Raw genomic sequence first — 18,898 nt, forward strand, 5'->3', positions numbered from 1 at the left:
ACTGGCATAAGACAAGCTAGTCCTGAACAAGCGCCTTTACCATTGGCTAAATTCTGGAAATTCATCCTGACTGAAAATTTAATTAGATAAGCATTTTCGATATTACTTACATAAAACTTACACCTTTTTTTTCCTCCTTTTTTATGAGACGGATCACCCCTGCTAACTCATTGATTAATTCCTCTTTAGGGAAGAAGCCCTGCACAAAACCGCGTTTTGTGCAGGGCGTTTAAGCTTATGCCACCACGACCTGGAGCGCATGCTGCACCAGCACGTCGCCCAGCGTATTGGCCGCGTCAAGGGCAGAGTTGTGATAGATGTCATAAACCTGACCGTCTACCGTTCTCTGGCCTGCCGTTGCCCACACGCCGCCATCACCGTTAGCCAGCTGGACCTTATCGCCCTCAACCCCTTTAATCAGCAGGTCGTCGGTCTGGCTGTCGGTAATATTCAGTGCCTCACTCAGATTAAGCTTGACGGTATTGTTACCCGCCTTACCCAGATCGATGATTTCAATATGCTCGACCTTCATGCCCAGCGACGTCAGATCCAGCGTCATATGCTCCCCACCCAGTACCAGCGTATCGGTGCCTGCACCGCCGTCGATATGGGTGAAGTTCAGCGAACTGACGGTGACCGTGTCGTCGCCGCTGCTGCCGGTTACCGAGGCGCCCTCAGCGGTAGTGCCGTCCGCCAGGGTAATCACTACGCCCCCGATGGTGTAGCTGCTGTCGTCGGCAGCGGCGGTAGTGGACGTTGTGCTCTCCTCCGCACTACCGGTCGTCGCCGCCGCGCTGGTGGCCGTGCTGCTATCGGTACTGCTGGTATCGCTGTCGGTCACCAGCGTGGAGTGAACCACCGTGGTATGCGCCGCTGCGGTGGTGCTATCCTCGCTGGTTGTGCTGGCTGAATGCGTAGTGGAGGTGTCGCTGGTGGAGTCATCCGCCATCACCGCCAGCAGCGTGGCCGCACTGGTCGATGCGGCTGCCACCGGCAGCAGCGACCCCAGCAGCAGCGTGGTGCTGGTGGAAGCCGGGTTACCCGCGACATCCACCGCCGTCACCGTGACGATGCTGCTGAGGCTGAGAGCCGTGAGCAGCCCGCCTGCAAACTTCACGCTGTAAAGCCCCCGTGCATCGGTGGTGGTTTGCAGCGTGGTGCCGTTTAGCGTGACGTTCAGCTGTGTGCCCTGAGCCAGGTTTTGCGTACCGCCTGAGATGGTCAGCCCGTTAATCAGTACGCTAACCAGGCTGGTGACCGCATTCACACCTATATAAGGCAGGTTATGCGTCACCGCCGTAAAGCTCTCGTTGGCCGAGGAGGTGTTGCCTACCGCATCAGTGAGGGTGACGGTGACCGTCTGGCTACCGTCAGCGATGTTGCGCAGATCGCCAGACGGTATGCTGACGCTCCATGCCCCGCCCGCGCCGACCGTGGTGGTGTAGATATTCCCCGCCACGTTGACTGACACGGTGCTGCCGACTGCATTCGTCGAGGTGCCGCTCAGAGTTTCGGCAACGTTCGCCTCACTGAGGTTCAGGTAGTGATCGCCGCCAAACACCGAACTGTTAGTCAGCGTGACGGTTGGCAGCGTATGGATACCCACCAGCACGCTTGAGCTGGCGGTGCCCGCATTGCCAGCCGCATTGGTCAGCGAAGCCGTTACCGTATCGGTGCCGTCCGGCAGTGCAGCCAGCGTGGCGACGGGCACCGTCACGCTCCAGGCACCGTTGGCACCCACCGTGGTGGTCAGCGTGGCCGAACCGACGCGGACGGTCAGGGTAGATCCCTCCGCATTGGTGGTGGTCCCGGTGATGGTTTGCGCGCTGAGTGCGTCCGTCGCATTCAGCAGGCCATCACCGAAGATGCTGGCAATCACCACCGTTGGCGGCGTCTGCGCAATCACGCTCAGCGAACCGCTGCCGGTGGCAGTGTTGCCATAGCTGTCACTGACCGTGGCATTGACCGTCTGCGTCCCGTTAGCCAGCGCGGCGAGATCCGCTTTGGGTACGTTCAGCGTCCAGGTCCCGGCACTGCTTACCGTGGTGGTATAGGTTATGCCACTTAGCGTGACGCTAACCGCCGCACCCGCCGGAACGTTACTGGCGGTGCCGCTGATCGTTTGCGCCGTGGTGAGATCGGCGGCACTCAGTACGCCATCGCCGAAGATGGTGTTCAGCGTCAGCGCTGGCGTAGTGTGGGTCCCTACCTTCACGCCGCTGCTGGCGGTCGCGATATTACCCACCGCATCGCTTACCGAGACGCCGACCGTCAGATTACCGTCGAGCAGCGTGCTGAGGATCGCCGGCGACACCTGTGCGGTGAAAGTCCCGCCCTGCGCAACCGTGGCGGTCACCGTACTGTTCCCAAGGTTGATGGTCACCGTGGATCCGGCGGCAACGTTGTTGACGGTGCCGCTGATGGTCTGCGTGGTCAGCGACTCCAGCAGGTTCAGTACGCCGTCACCGAACAGCGTGTTCAGCGTAACCGTTGGCAGATTGTGTACCCCCACAACCGCCCCCGCGGTCGCATTGGCGGTATTACCCGCGCTGTCGGTCACGCTCACGGCCGCCGTCAGGTTGCCGTCGGCCAGCCCCTGTAGCACGGATGGCGTCAGCGCCAGGCTAAAGGTACCGTTAGCCGCCGTGGTGGTCACGTACGGTGTGCCCGCCAGCGTGACCACCACGCGCGAACCGGCATCGGCTCCGGTCACTGTTCCGGTCACCGTCTGGCCGAGCGCCGCATCCGCCAGATTCAGCAGGCCGTCGCCGAACAGCGTATTAATGCTGACCGTCGGGGCGGTGAGTTTAACCGCCAGGCCTGCGGTGGTGGAGGCGGTATTGCCTGCCGCATCGGTCAGGCTGGCCCCTACGGTCAGGTTACCGTCGGTGAGCGTAGCCAGAATAGCTGGCGTGACGGTGGCGCTGAACGCCCCGTTCTGTCCTACCGTCGCCTGTACGCTTGAGTTGCCTATGGTCAAAATAATGGTGCTCCCTGCGGCAGCGTTGCTGACGGTGCCGCTGATGGTTTGGTTAACCAGCGCATCGGCAATATTGAGGATGCCGTCGCCAAATATCGGGCTGAGTGTGATGGCAGGCTGCGCGGTGAAAATGCCTATATCGACCGCGCTGGTGGTGGCGTTACCCGCCGGATCAACGACCCTGACGCTCAGGGATTGCGTCCCTTCCGCCAGCGAACTCAGATCCGGTACCGGAATCGTGACGCTCCAGCCGCCGTCCGTTCCCACCGTGGTCTGGTAGGCTTTGGTGCCGAGCATTACGGTGACCGCCGAACCGGCCACCGCGTTGGAGACCGTTCCCGTCACGGTCTGCGCCACCGCGGCTTCCGCGATATTCAGCAGGTTATCGCCGCCAAACAGCCCGGTGAGCGGGGTCAGCACCGGCGCTTCCAGCAGGGTGGTGATGGTTTCCGGCAGGGTACGCGTGTTCCCGGCCGCATCGGTGAGCACCAGATCCAGCGTCGTCGGTCCATCGCTCAGCAGCCCCAGCAGGCTCGGCGGCACGACCAGCGCAAAGCGGCCATCCTGACCCACATCTGCCGTTACCGTGGTGCCGCCCAGCGTGAGCGATACCGTCGCGCCAATGCCCGCCGCGGTGGCTACGCCACTAATGGTCTGCGCCACCGTCGTATCCGCCGCGTTAAGGAAGCCGTCCCCGAACAGGGAATCCACCACCAGCGTCAGCCCGGCATTGACCACTTTGTTGACCGTCAGGGTGGCATCCGTCTCGTTTCCGGCGGCATCGCTGACCCGCAGGCCAAATACCAGCGCGCCGTCGTTAAGGCTGCTCAGCACCTCCGGTGCCAGGCTGATGCTAAAGGTGCCGTCGGCGTTAACCAGGGCGGTCGCCAGCGGCGAACTATCGCCCAGATAGAGCCCAATGGTCTGGCCAGCGGCACCTGAGGCGGTGCCGGTCACCACCTGCGTCGCCAGAATATCCGCCGCGTTCAGCACGTTGGTGCCTAACAGGGCATCCACCTGGATCAGCGGCGCGGCGGTGTCGACCTGGAAGTCATGCGTGGCCGAGCCAACATTACCCGCCGCGTCCGTCAGGCTGACGGCCAGCGTATTGCCCGCCTGGCCCAGCGCCTGCAAATCGCCTGCGGCCAGCGCGACCGACCAGCTGCCGTCCGCCTGTACCACGGCGCTGTAGTTTTTGCCATTCAGCGTGAGGTTAACCGCACGCCCCGCTTCCGAGGCGGAGGCCGTACCGGTAACGGTCTGACCCAGCGCCGCCTCGCTAACGTTCAGCACATCGTCACCCGCAAAGGCATTGATGGTCAGGGTCGGTGCCGTACGATCCACCAGCACGCTGGTGGTACTGTTATAGGTCGTACCGTCATCGGTGGTCAGGCTGGCCGTTACCGTCAGCGTCCCTTCAGGAATGTTGGTGGCATCGTTAGGAACGGTGATGCTCCAGGTCCCATTCGCATCGACGACGGCTGAGGTTTCCGTCTGTTGCACGCCGTTGATGGTCACGGAAACTTCGCCGCCCGTGGAGGGGAGATTGGCGTAGGTGCCGCTTATGGTCAGGGTTGCCGCGTCGCTGCCGTTGATAATGTTGTCATCCGAGAGCGGCGCCAGCGTCAGTAGCGGTGCCTCTGGCACGGTCAGATCGACCGCCACGCTGGCCGTCGCCGTGCCGGTATTTCCCGCCGCATCGGCAACGGTGACGCCGATGGTGCCGGTATCACCGGTGGTGCCCAGCTGCGCCAGGATCGCCGGAGACAGGCTGACCGACCAGCTGCCGTCCGCCTGCACGTAGCCGCTTACCGTTGCCGTACCGACGGTGACGGTGACCACTTCGCCGGTGCTGGAACCGCTGGTGGTGCCGCTCAGGGTCTGCGTGGTCAGGCTTTCCAGATAGTCCAGCGTACCGTCGCCGGTAAACGGGTTAATGGTGATGGCGGGCGCGACGGTATCGACCACGAAGCTGCCGGTTGCCGTGGCGGCGTTGCCATTCACATCGGTAGCCAGCACCGTAATGGCCTGGTTCCCCTCCGCCAGCTCAGTGAGGCTGTCGCTGGCCAGATCCAGCGTCCAGGTACCGTCGGTGCCAACTGCGGCGGTATAATTGGTGCCGCCGAGCGTAACGGTCACCGTCTGACCGTCACCCGTTGCCCCGGTGGTGCCGGTTAAGGTTGCGCCAGCCGCTACTTCCGCCGCATTCAGGAAGCTGTCGGCAAAAGGCACGTCCAGGGTCGGTACGGGCGCAGTCAGCGCGGCGGTGAAGTCAAGGCTGGTCGTGCTGGTATTGCCTGCGCCATCGGTGACGGTGAGATCGAGCGTATGCGTCCCGTTACCCAGGGCGTTTAACGCGCCGGCAGGCAGGGAAACGCTCCAGTTGCCCTCCGCGTCCACCGTGCCGTTCCACACCAGCCCCCCCACATCAATATGGATCTGTGCGCCCTGGTTTGCCCCCACCACGCCGGTGGAGCCGGTCAGGACGATGGCGGCACCCGCCTCGCTGATATTGAGCACGCCGTCACCAAACGGCGTATCAATCACCGGCGCAGGCAGGCTGAGCAGCGCGTTGAAGTTCAGGTCTGCGGTATCGGTGTTACCCGCGATATCCGTGGCGGTGACCGCCAGGCTGTGGGTACCGCTGCCCAGCGCGGTGAGCTGCGCGGGCGTCAGGGTCAGTGACCAGTCACCGTTGGCGCTGACGTCTGCCGCAAGCGCGGTGCCGCCATCAATGCTGACGGTCACGCTCTGCCCCGCCGCAATTTTGCCGGTCGATCCGCTGAGAGTCTGCGCCACGGCCGCTTCGGCCACGTTGAGCTGTCCATCGCCAAACGGCAGCTGGATTGACACATCCGGCAGCGCATTGATGTCCACAACCAGCCCGCCGCTCACCGTGCCGACGTTGCCGACGGCATCCGTTGCCACGATGCTAACCGGCCAGTTGCCATCCGGTAAGGTCACCAGCACGCTGGCAGGCAGATCCAGACTCCAGTCGCCGGTGGTGGTATCCACGGCGGCCTGATAGGCGGTGCCGTTAATGATCACGCTGACCGTCTGTGGGCCGGTAATACCGGTTACGCCGTTCAGCGCGCCACCTGCCGCAGCCTCCGTGGCATTGAGCAGGCCATCGGTAAAGGGCGTAATCAGGGTTGGCGCAGGCAGTCCGGTCACAATTTCGCTAAAGCCCAGTTCATCGGTGCTGGCATTGCCTGCCCGGTCGGTGACGGTCACACTGATCGTGTGGTCGCCATTGCCGAGCGTAGCCGCCAGGGTCGGCGTCAGCGTTGCCTGCCAGTTGCCGCTTTGATCGACCGTGGCCGTGATGCTGTTGTCATCAATGGTCAGGGTGACGGTCTGTCCGTTACCGACAATACCCGTGGTACCGGTTATTGCCTGATCGACCCCGGCCTCCGCCGCGTTTAGCAGGCCGTCGATAAACGGCGTGTTGATGGTGGCAGCAGGCAGCGTATTCACCAGCAGTTCAACGCTGGCCCCGACGCTCGCCGGATTCCCGGCGGCATCGGCACTGGTCACCGCCACCTGGAATGCGCCATCGCCAAGGGCGGTCAGCGCATCTGCCGGAACGGTGGCGCTCCAGCTGCCGTCGGCATTAACCGTGCCGTTAAAGGTCAGGGTGCCTATCGTCACCGTGACCGCGGTGCCCTCGACCAGATTGGTCGCAACGCCGCTCAGAGTCTGATCGGTCGCCGCCTCAGCCGCATTCACCAGGCCATCGACAAACGGCGTCGCTAACGTCAGCAGCGGCAGGGTATTCACCGCCACGCCGAGCGCAAGAATGTTGCTGGTGGTGTTGCCGCTGGTGTCGGTGACCGACACCCCCACCTGGGCCTGACCATCAGCCAGCTGTAGCAAATCGCTGCCCGGAATGGTCAGGTTCCAGTTGCCATCGGCGTCTGAGGTGGCACTGTAGAGTTTATCATTGAGGGTGACGCTGACCGTCAGGCCCGCGCCGGTGGTGCCGCTGACCGGCAGCCCCGCCACGGCTTCCGCCAGGTTCAGCACGCCGTCGGTGCCCGCATCAAGCCGCGCATCCAGTAACGGCGGCGTGGTGTTGACCGTAAAGTTTTCGGTCGAGGTGGCGATATTGCCCGCCACGTCGCTGCCGCTGGCGGTGACGCTGTTGCCTCCCTGACCAAGCGCCTGCACGTCCGCAGCCGGTACGGTTGCGCTCCAGGCCCCGTCCGCGTCAACCGTGCCGGTATAGGTCTTACCGTTCATCGTCACAGTCACCGTGTCACCGGCAGGAATATGCTGGCTGATTCCGGTGAGGGTCACATCGCTCTGTGCTTCCTGATAGTTCACCGTGTCATCGCTGGTGACCGGATTGATCGTGAGGGTCGGTAAATCCGCCGCCTGGGCAATCACCGTCACATCATGCGTGGCGCTGGCGACGTTCCCGGCGATATCGCTGACCGACGCGCTCAGCGTTTGGGCGCCATCCGCCAGCGCGCCGACTGCGGCGGCCGGGACGACGGTGGTCCATGTGCCATCGGCCTGTACCGTCGCCGTGTAGGTCACCGCATTCAGGGTCAGCGTAACCGTCTGTCCTTCCGGCACATTGGTGGTGGTACCGGAGAGAGTGAGATCCTGGCCCGCCTCCGCCTGATTGATATAGTCATCGCCGGATACCGTACCGACGGTCAGAGTCGGCAGATCGGCAGTCGCGGCGTCCACGGTGACGTTCAGCGTCTGGGTGGTGACGTTTCCGGCCAGGTCAGTGAGCGTAACGATCACCGGATAGCTGCCATCGGCCAGCCCCAGGGTAACGCCTGAGGGCAGATCCAGCAGCCAGCTCCCATCGCCCTGCACCGCCTGCTGGTAGGTCTGGCCGTTAAAGGAAATCGAAACCTGCTGGCCCGCCTCGCTCACCGAGGCCGTACCGCCTATGGATATCGGCTGCACCATTTCTGCCGCATTGATAATGTTGTCGCCCGCGATGGCGTTAACATTCAGCGCCGGGGCAATCAGGTCAACGGTGATCGAGCTGTCCGCCACGCCGGTATTGCCCTGCGCGTCCGTCGCGGTAACGGTAATCAGCTGAATGCCCTCGCCCAGCGCCTGCAAGGTCGCGGCGCTGACGGGGAGCGTCCAGTTGCCCGCGTTATCCACGTTCGCCGCATAGTCGGTCCCGGCAATATTCACTACCACCGTCTGCCCGGCACCGTCAGCGCCGGTCGTCCCGCTCAGCAGCTGATCGCTCTGCGAAGTGGCGATATTGACATAGCCATTGACGAAGGGGTTGGCGATCTCCGGCTGTAGCGCAGCGGTGGAGAGGGTCAAATCTGAGGTCTCGCTCACGGTGTTGCCTGCCGCGTCGCTAAGCGTGACCACCAGCGGATAGCTGCCGTCAGGCGATGCCTGTAGCAGACCCGCTGGCAGTTGCAGGCTCCAGTTGCCAACGTCATCGACCGTTGTGGTGTAATTCTGCCCGTTGAGAGAAACGGTAATGAGCTGCCCGGCTTCCGCACCTGCGCTGCCGCCGCTAACGGTGATTTCGGCAGCCGCTTCGCTGGCATTGACCACGCCGTCTCCGGCGAGGGTATTCAGCGTGAGCGTAGGAGGTACGGTATCCACGCCGAACGGCACCGCCAGCGTATTGCTGTTGCCCGCTGCATCGGCCACGGTTACCTGAAGTGCGTTATCGCCCTGCGGCAGCGCCTGCAGCGCTGTGGAAGGCACCACAACGCTCCAGTTGCCGTTGCTGTCAACCGTGCCGGTAAAGGCCGTGTCACCCACGACTACCGAAACGACCTGTCCATCGCCCGTTACGCCAGTGGTGCCATGTAAAGTTTGCGTTACGGCGGCTTCGCTGCCGTTAAGGATGCCGTCATCAAACGGCGTGTCCGCCGTTGCCAGCGGCAGGGCGTTAACCTGCACAATCAGCGTGTCGCTGCGGGTCAGGGTGGCTCCCGTCGCATCGACCACGCTGGCGGTCAGCGCCGCCGCGCCGTCAGGCAGCCCCGCCAGCGAGGCGGCCGGAATAATAATGCTCCACACCCCATTCGCGCCCACCTCGCCGGTAAAGGTCTGGTTATTGAAGGTGACGGTCACCGTGCTGCCGGCGGTGACGTTTTCCGTCACCCCGCTCACGATCAGCGCATCCTGTGCTTCTGCCGCATTCAGATAGCCATCACCGCTCAGCGGATCGATGGCAATGCCCGCCGCCAGATTGTTAACGGTGACGTCATGGGTAACATTAACCGGATTGCCGGCCACGTCGCTGACTGCCACGTTAAACGTTGCCGTACCGTTGTCCAGCGCAGCGAGAGCGCTGGCAGGGATCGCCACGCTCCATGCGCCGCTGGCTGCAATCTGCGTAGTGTAGACCTGGCCGTTGAGGCTCACCGTCAGCGTCTGCCCCGGTTCAACGTGAGTAGCAGTCCCGCTTAACAACTGATCGGTTTGCTGTTCCGCGCCGTCCACGATGTCGTTGCCCGCAAAGGCATCAATGGTCAGCGTCGGCAGATCGTTTGCCGCCGCTTTCACCGCCAGCGTCGTCTCCGTGGTGCTGCTGTTACCCGCCGCGCTGGTCGCACTCACGCTGACGGCATAGCTGCCGTCGGCCAGCGCGACCAGGTCCGCCGTAGGGATGGTCAGCGTCCACTCGCCGGCTGGCGTAACGGTGGTGGTATAGGTCACCCCGTTTAGCGTGACCACAATGGCCGCGCCGGATTCGCTGGTCCCGCTGACCGCCAGATCGTTACCCTGCTCGGCGGCGTTAAGAATATTATCACCGGCCAGGGCCGCGAGGGTGACCGCAGGCGGAAGGGTGTCGACGGTGAGGGTCAGTTCGGTAGTGGCCGTGTTACCCGCCACATCACTTACGGTGACCGTCGCCGGGGTAGTACCCTGGGGCAGTTCCTGCAGGACGTTACCCGGAAGATCGACGCTCCAGTTACCGTTACCGTCCACCGTACCGGTCAGGGTCACGCCGTTAATCACCACGCTTACCGTCTGGCCATCGCCGGTTTCGCCGGTGCTGCCGGTCAGCGTCTGCGTCGTCGCGGCCTCCTCTGCGTTCAGCGTGCCATCGGTAAATGGCGTATCAATGGTGAGGGTGGGCACGGTGGTAATGGCGATGTTGAGCGTCGTATCGCTGGTCACCGTATTTCCGGCCGCATCCGTTGCGCTGGCGGTAACGGCGAGCGCCCCGTCCGGCAGTGCGAGCAGCACGGCGGAGGGCACCACTACCTGCCAGCTGCCGTTTGCCGCCACCTCAGTCTGGTAGTCCGTGCCGTTCAGGGTCACCGTGAGCGTACTGCCCGCCGGGACGTTGCTGGTGGCACCGAAGATGGTCAGATCGCCCTGCGCCTCTGCGGCGTTCAGATAGCCATCGCCGCTTACCGGCTCGATCGCTACCGCGCTGAGGGCAGTATTCACGGCGTAATTACCCACTGCGGTCACGACGTTGCCTGCAATATCCCCCACCGTTACGCTGTAGGTCTGGCTGCCATTTTGTAGATCCGCCAGTGCGGCGGCGGGGATGAGCACGCTCCATGCACCGCTGGCCTGCACCAGGCCGCTGTAGTTGACATCATTGAAAGTGACGGTGACGGACTGGCCCTCCTGCACAAAGGTGGTGGTGCCGGTAATAAGCTGATCCACCTGCTGTTCCGCGCCATCAAGAATATTGTTACCGGCGAATTCATCCAGCGAAAGTGTCGGCAGCGTGGCGGCATCGGCTATCACCGTTAACGGCGCTTCCCCGGTGGTCACGTTGCCCACTGCGCTGGTCGCCACCACCGTCAGCTGATAATTGCCGTTGGTCAGCCCGGCCAGGTCGGCCGCCGGGATCGCCAGCGCCCACTGGCCGTTGGCGCCCACCGTGGTGGTGTAATCTGTTCCTTCCAGGGTCACGGTAATGGTGGCGTTCTGCTCGCCCATGCCGCTGACGGTAAGCGGCAGCGTCTGCTCTTCCGCATTCAGCAGGCCATCGCCTGCCACCGGATCAATAGTCAGCAGCGGCGGCGTCAGATCCACAATCAGCGGAGTGCTTTGCGTGGTGATATTCCCCGCGGCATCGTTCACCGTCACGTCAACCGTATATAAGCCGTTGGTCAGACCTGCCACCTGCGCCTCAGGAACCGGCAGCGACCAGCTGCCGTCAGCGTTGACCGTGGTGGTATAGACCGCCTCATTGAGGGTGACGCGCACGCTATCGCCCACCTCACCCGTGCCGCTGACGACCAGCGGCTGGCCCTGTTCGGTGGCATTAATTACGCCATCCCCCGCCAGCGGCGCCAGGGTAAAGGTCGGTGGCGTGGTGTCCAGCGCAATAGCATGCGGCACGGTTACCGAGCCGCCATTAGCCGCGGTGGCGGTGGCCGTGAGGGCGTAGTCGCCGTCGGTCAGTCCGACCAGGGCGCTGGCGGGGATCGCCGCCGTCCACAGGCCGTTTGCACCGACCGCGGCGGTATAGTTGACGCCGTTAAAGGTCAGGGTGACCGCCGTAGTCTCATCCGGCACGCTGCCGGTGACGGTAATCCCCTGCGCGGCTTCGGCCGCGTTAATAACGTCATCGCCCGCCACGGTGTTAACGATCAGGGTAATATCCACCGTGGTATCCAGCAGCAGGGTGGTATCCTGCGTGGCGGCATTACCGGCTACTGAGGTCACCGCAACGGTCAGGGTGTTGTCGCCTTCGGTGAGGTTAGCCAGCGTGGCGGCAGGCACATTCACGGCCCACAGCCCGTTGCTGCCTACCGTGGTGGTGAAGGTGTCGCCTGCCAGCGTCACCGCGACGGTATCACCAGCACTGCCGGTCCCGGTAATATCCAGCGGCTGCCCCTGCTCCGCCTGGTCAATAATGTTGTCACCGGTAACGGGATCGAGCGTAAAGGCCGGGGCTGAGGTGTCGACGGCCAGCGGCAGAGTTTGCGACGTGGTATTGCCGAAGGCGTCGCTTACGGTCACCTGCACGCCGTAAGGGCCATCATCCAGCAGCGCCAGGTCAGCTGCCGGAACGGTGACCGCCCAGCGGCCGGTGTCTTCTACTACCGTTGTATATTGCTGTCCGTTCAGCAGTACGTTAACCGTATCGCCCACGCTGCCTGTCCCGCTGATATCCAGCGGGCTGGCCTGTTCAGCGGCATTAATAATGCCATCTCCGCCAGCCAGTGGATCGAGAGTGACCGCCGGTAGCGTGGTAGCAATGATCACCGCCGCCGGTGGAAGCGCCGCGGTGTTGCCCGCCACGTCGGTCACGGTTACCACCAGGGTAGTTTGCCCCTGCGGCAGGGCCTGGAGGATCTGCGGATCCAGCGCCAGCGTCCAGACGCCGGAACTGTTGACCGTTGCCGCATAATCCGTTCCGCCAAGATTCACGCTAACCGTCTGCCCGTTGCCCAGCTCACCCGTGGTGCCGTTCAGGGTCTGAATAATATCGGCTTCGTTATGGGTCAGCGTGCCGTCGGTAAACGGCGTTTGCAGCGTCGGGCTTGGCACGCGGGTGATATAAACGTCCAGCGTATCCTGCGAGGTATAGGTGATACCGCTGCTGGCGGTCACGCTGGCGATGGCCGTTTGCGGTCCGTCAGCCAGTCCGGCCAGATCCGCCGCAGGCACCGTCACCGACCAGCTGCCATCCGCATTGACGGCGCTGGTGTAGCTGACCCCACCCAGGGTGAAGGTCACCGTGCTGCCGCCCGCGACGTTAGCCGTCACTCCGTTTACCGTCAGCGCGGACTCTGCCTCAACGGCGTTGAGGTAGCCATCGCCACTCAGCGGCTCAAAGGCGATGCTGCTGAGTGTGTTATCGACGCTAAAGGTTTTCTCGCTCAGACCGGTATTGCCAGCCAGATCGGTCACCGTGGCGCTAAGGGTTTGCTGACCGTTAGCCAGCAACGCCAGCGCTGCCGCCGGGAGGGTAACCTGCCAGCCGCCGCCGGTTTCAATAGTGGTGGTGTAATCCTGCCCGTTAAGGGTCAGGGTCAGGGTTTGTCCCGCCTCGACGTTAGTTGCGGTACCGGTCAGGATCTGATCAACCTGCTGCTCGGCACTGTCAATGACGTTATTTGCGGTGACGTCAGAGATGAAGATGGATGGCGCAGACTTATCGACCACCAGCGGCGTGCTGGTCAGGGTGGTATTGCCTGCCGCATCGCTGGCGGTGACGTTCAGCGTATAGCTGCCGTCGTTCAGCGCGTTCACCACCTCGCCAGGAATGGTCAGCGCCCACTGCCCGTTAGGGGCAACCACTGCGGAATACGCCACATTGTTCAGCTCAACGCTGATGGTGTTACCCGCTTCGCCCGTGCCGTTGACCACCAGCGGCTGCGTGCCTTCTGCCGCATTCAGATAGCCATCTTCCGAGGCGGCATTAATCGTGACCACCGGCGGCGTCAAATCGACTACCAGGGTACGGATCAGCGTAGTGGCGTTACCCGCCGCGTCGGTTGAGGTCACGACTACGTCATAGCTGCCGTCGGCCAGCGCCAGCAGCGCGGCAGGTGAAACGGTAATATCCCAGCTGCCGGTGGCGGAGACCGTTCCGGTCAGGGTCTCACCGTTCAGCGTCAGGCTGATGGTATCCCCCTGCTCGCCAGTGCCGCTGATGGCGAGCGGCTGGCCCTGTTCAGCGAGGTTGAGCTGATAATCTTCAGAGATGGCCGCTACCGTCAGCACTGGTGGGATGGTATCCACGATAAAGCTGCTGGTTAGCGTGGTGGTGTTGCCTGCGGAATCGGTCGCGGTCACGCTCAGGGCCGTGCTGCCCTCCGGTAGCGTTTGCAGTGCCACCCCAGGCAGCGAGACGGACCAGTTACCGTTAGCATCGACGGTGCCGTTATAGGTGATGCCGCCGACCACCAGGCTTACCGCCTGCCCAATGCCCGTTACGCCGGTGGTGCCGGTCAGCGTTTGATCGATACCCGCCTCTGCGGCATTAAGTGATCCGTCAGCAAATGGTGTATCAAGCGTGAGGGTAAAGTCAGGATTAACGCTGGAGTTCAGGTTATGGGTGGTGGTGATTTCATTGCCGTTGATGTCGGTGGTGGTCGCCGTGACCGTCAGGTTGCCATTAGGCAGGCCCGTCAGTGCGCTCGCAGGTACGGTGACGCTCCAGCTGCCATCGCTCTCGGTCAGGGTGGTGTAGTTAACGCTGTTAAAGCGCACCAGGATCCGTGCGCCCGTCGAGACAAAGCGGCTGCTGCCGCTAATGACCAGATCGCTCTGCGCCTCAACGGCGTTCAGCATGTTATCGTCGCTGATCACCCCAATCGCCACGGCGCTGAAGGTGTTATCCACGCTGTAGCTGCCGCTGGTGCTCGCCGGATTACCGGCGATGTCGGTTACGTCGACGGTATAGTTTTGCGCACCGTTTGCCAGCTGAACAAAGGCGCTGGCCGGGATCAGCACGCTCCAGCTGCCGTCGGCCTGCACGGTGCCGGTATACTGGTCGCCGTTCATGGTTACCCTGACCTGCTGCCCCTCCTGTACATGGGTGGTGGCACCGGTCATCGGCTGTGACAGCCCCTGTTCCGCACCGTCCAGCACGTTATCGCCGGTAAATGCGGATACGCTGATGGTCGGCAGGTCAGCAGCCTCGGCCACGACCGCCAGCGGCTGCGTGGCGGTGGCAACGTTACCGGCCGCGTCGGTAGCCTGCGCGGTGATGTCGTAGCGACCATCGGCCAGCACGCTGACGGCGGCAGCCGGGACGGTCAGGGTCCAGTTGCCGCTGCCGTCAGTGGTGGCCTCATAGCTGACGCCGTTCAGGCTTACCACCACGGTGGAACCGACCTCTGCCGTACCGTTCAGCAGCAGATCGTCGGCATGCTCGGCCGCATTAAGGTAGCCATCACCGGATATGACCGCCAGCGTTACGGCCGGCGGGACGGTATCGACGGCGATGGGGGCCAGGGCGGTGGCAATGTTGCCGCCCGCGTCCGTCGCGGTAACGCTGATATCATACTTACCGTCCGGCAGCGTTTGCAGGGTTGAGGCGGCGATATCCACGCTCCACTGCCCGTTGCCATCCGCCACCGTGCGGTAGCTTACGCCATCCAGCTCAACAACCAGGGTACTGCCCGCCTCCGCCGTGCCGCTTACGGTTAGCGGCAGGTTATGGGTTTCACCGTTGATAACGCTATTGTCACCCACGGCGGTGATGGCCAGCGCAGGCGGCGTAGTGTCCACGGTCAGCGGCGTGACGGACGAGAGACTGTTGCCCAGCGAGTCCGTTACCGTGACGGTAATCTCCTGGCTGCCCTCCGCCAGCGCCTGCAACACGTCCGGCGTCAGCGTCAGGCTCCAGGCGCCGGTGCTCGCGTTAACAGTGGCAGGATAGCTGATGCCGCCTATCGTCACGCTCACCGCCTGGTCCGGCCAGGCCACCCCGGAGTTACCGGTGAGGGTCTGCGGCACGGCCGCCTCGCTGGCGTTCAGAATGCCGTCGCCGAAGGGCGCTACGATCTCGATATTATTGCTGATTTGCGTGCGAACCAGCAGATCGCTTTCGCTGGTCACCGGGTTATTGCCCGCATCCACACCCGTGACCACCAGCGTGTAGGTGCCGTTCGCCAGGCTATCCAGCGCGGAGGCGGGAAGCGTCGCACTCCAGCCGCCACCGGCGGCAACCGTCGTGGCATAATCCACGCCGTTGAAGGTCACCGTCAGGGCGGTTCCCTCCGCCAGGCCAGTGCTGCTGCCGCTGACCACCAGATCGGACTGCGCTTCGGTCGCATTCAGCGCGTTGTCACCGCTGACCGGCGCGAACGCCAGCGTGGCGACGCTGCTGTCCGTCGCCACAACAAAACTCCCGCTGGCGGTCGTGCCGTTACCCGCCACGTCGCTGACGCTGACGGTGAAGCTTTGGGTTCCTTCCGCCAGGGCGCTCAGCACCGTAGACGGCAGGGTAATGCTCCACCCGCCCCCGGCCTGTACCGTGCCGGTAAAGGTATCCCCGCCGGCCAGCACCAGCGTAATCTGCTGTCCAGCCTGAACGTGGCTGGCTGTACCGGTCAGCTCCTGATTAACCGCCACCTCCGCACCATCCAGCACGCCATCGCCGGTCAGCGGATTGAGGGTCAGCGCAGGCAGATTGCCGAACTGGGTAGCAAAGGTGACGTCGGTGTAAGTTGTACTGCTGTTGCCGGCCGGATCGGTGGCGATCACCGTGACGGTATAGGTGCCATCGGCGATCGCGGCCTTGTCCGTATCACTCAGCGTGACGGACCAGGCACCGGTCTGCGCATTAACGGTTGCGGTCAAATCAAGACCGTCAAGCCGCACCAGCACCTGGCTTCCCGGCTCGGTGACGCCGCTGATTTGCAGCGGCAGGGCTAACTCTCCGGCGTTGACGTAACCATCGCCGGAGATGGTATCGACGGAGACCGTAGGCGGGAGGGTATCAATCGAAATCGTGCCGGTTTGCGCGGTGGCGTTACCTGCCAGGTCAGTTGCCGTAATACCGATTGTCGCATCCCCGTCGGCGATCTGTTGCAGGTCGGAGGCGGGTATATTGACGCTGAAGCTGCCGTCCGCATTGACGGCGGCGGTATAGGTCAATCCGTTCAGCGTGACGGTCACGGTGTCACTGCCCGGGCTGGAGCCGCTGATGGTCAGCGGCTGCGTCACCTCACTCTGATTCAGCGGGCCGTCGGGCAGCGTGACGCTGAGCACCGGCGGCACGGTCATCACGTCAAATGGGGTGATTGTGGTGGCGCTGTTGCCCGCCGGGTCGGTGACCAGCACGGTAAATTCATTCCTGCCCTGCGGCAGATTTTGCAGAGCGTCGGCGGGCAGCGAAAGGCTCCAGCTGCCGTCGCTGTTGACCGTACCGGTATAGCTCACGCCCCCCAGGGTCAGGGTGACCGTCTGGCCGGACGCGGCTACGCCGGTGTTGCCCGTGATCGTCTGTCCGGCACTCGCCTCACTGGCGTTCAGCACGTCATCGCCGAAGGGCTGTTCCGGGGTGGCATCCGGCATGACGTTTCTGACATCAAGCGTGGCGGGGGTGCTGTTTTGTACCATTGTCCCGTCTGCCGCCATTGCGGAGGCATTAAACAGGTGTATACCGACTGAAAACTGCTGCAGGTGCTCGGGAGGAAGGGTAACGCTCCAGGTTCCGTCAGCGTTAATGGTTGCACTATAGGTCCGGGAATCCACCGGGTTCGCGACCAACAGGATCCTCAGAAACGTATTCGCTGGCTGGGGATCGACGGTGACATTTATCACCGTGCCCGCCGCCAGCCCGGTTGACGTACCAGTCACAACCAGAGGCGCCTGCGCCTCCGCGGCGCTGAGGTAGCCATCCTCGCTCACGACGTCAATGCTGATGCTGGCCAGGGAGGATGAGAGAACGGTAAAGTCGTGGCTGGCACTCGCCGTCACGCCTGCGGCGTTAGTGACGCTGGCACCAATAGTTTCAGAGCCATCGGCTAATGCCTCAAGGGCGGCGGAAGGCACGGAGAGGCTCCAGCTGCCGTCCGCGCCCACGGTTGTGGTATAGGTCTGGCCGCCAAGGGTGACCGTGACTGTTTGTCCCTGCTGAACGTTGGTCGTGGTGCCTGAGAGCGTTTGTGACATCTCCTTTTCGGCACCGTCCAGCACATCGTCTCCGGCGAAGGTGGCGATAGTAATTCCGGGCGCGGCGGGTACGGTCGCGCTGGATTCAACGGTGATATTTTCACTGGCGCTGGCGCTGTTACCTTCGTTATTGGTGACGCTGGCGCTAAGGGTGTTTGCGCCATCAGGTAGCGCAGCTAAGTCCGCTGTCGGCAGTGAGATACTCCAGTGCCCTTCAGCATCCACGCTGGCGGTGTAGGTTTTACCATTGAGTACCAGGGTGACAAGGCTACCGGCTTCGGCATTAGTGGTACTGCCCGTCACGGTCTGAACGCTGGTTTTTTCGCTCGGGCTGAGGATTGCATCGCCGGTAAAAGGGTCAATCGTCAGGGTGGGCGTGATCGGGGTGGTGCCCCCGCCTGGCGTCGTCGTGCCGTCGCCAGGGGTGGTGCCATCCGTTCCACCCGGTGTGGTGCCATCGGTTCCCCCTCCCGTCGTGCCGCTGTTGCCCCCGCCGCCTTTACCACCACGGCTGGCCAGCGCACCTACGCCCAGCCCCGCCAGACCCAGCGCGCCAATACCGGCGGCGGTCATCACGCCGGTGGTTGCGCCGGTATCGGCCAGGGATAAGGTATCGAGCGACCCCAGCGATTCGTACTGCGGCGTCATCGCTACCGCCGTCTGGAGATCGCCCAGCTCGCTGGTGACTGGAAAAAGCGCATGCTCTGCGGGATTAACCCCATCGTCGAAGACCAGCTCGCTGTGGTCACCGTCGACGTCATCCAGGAAGAATTTTTGATAGCGCACCACGCTACCGTCGTGCATATGCAGTACCAGGTCATTACCCTGACGGTCAAACTGGTTAACCATGGCTCGGGTGCCGTGAATCTTCACCACGCTCGGTTGATTCAGCGGAACGGTATGCGAGGTTCCCGCAGTGGCTTGTGAAAGGAGTTTACCGTCGTCGCGAGAAAGAATTTCAGCGCTGCCATCATTAATTAGAGCCATAAGACCTCATATACACCAGATGTAGTTTTAAAGTTTACGAATAAAAACATGAAGAAAATCTTCACATTAATCGCAACATAAAGTTTCACCAGTCTGAAAATCAGACCGGTCTTCACCTGGGATACAAGCGATCTTTGGCAGATCATTAACAGCAAAACGCGGTAAAATGGGACAGGTAGTCTTAATATTTATAATTTTTCATTTCAGATAGTAAGAAAGAATATGCCCAGCTAACGTGATAAAAATCTATCGAAATAATAAGAAAAACTGATTGAAAAGCATAGCCTGCGGTTTTATTTCGGAACTAAATGCGCTCATTATTTCCACAAATTTACGGTAATCATCTGATTTGTCTTAGGGAAAAATTTCGCTTAAATGAAT

The 18,898-nt window shown here is 62.4% G+C and carries 1 protein-coding gene; it reads right to left on the reverse strand.

Annotated elements, in window-relative coordinates; all coding sequences use genetic code 11:
- Positions 1 to 235: 235 nt before the first annotated feature.
- Positions 236 to 18,517 (reverse strand): Ig-like domain-containing protein, encoded by an 18,282-nt coding sequence (locus tag AAGR22_RS15135; protein WP_345828303.1) that lies wholly within the window; start codon positions 18,515 to 18,517, stop codon positions 236 to 238.
- Between the last annotated feature and the right edge of the window lie 381 nt (positions 18,518 to 18,898).

Source organism: Erwinia sp. HDF1-3R, from assembly GCF_039621855.1.
GTDB lineage: Bacteria > Pseudomonadota > Gammaproteobacteria > Enterobacterales > Enterobacteriaceae > Erwinia.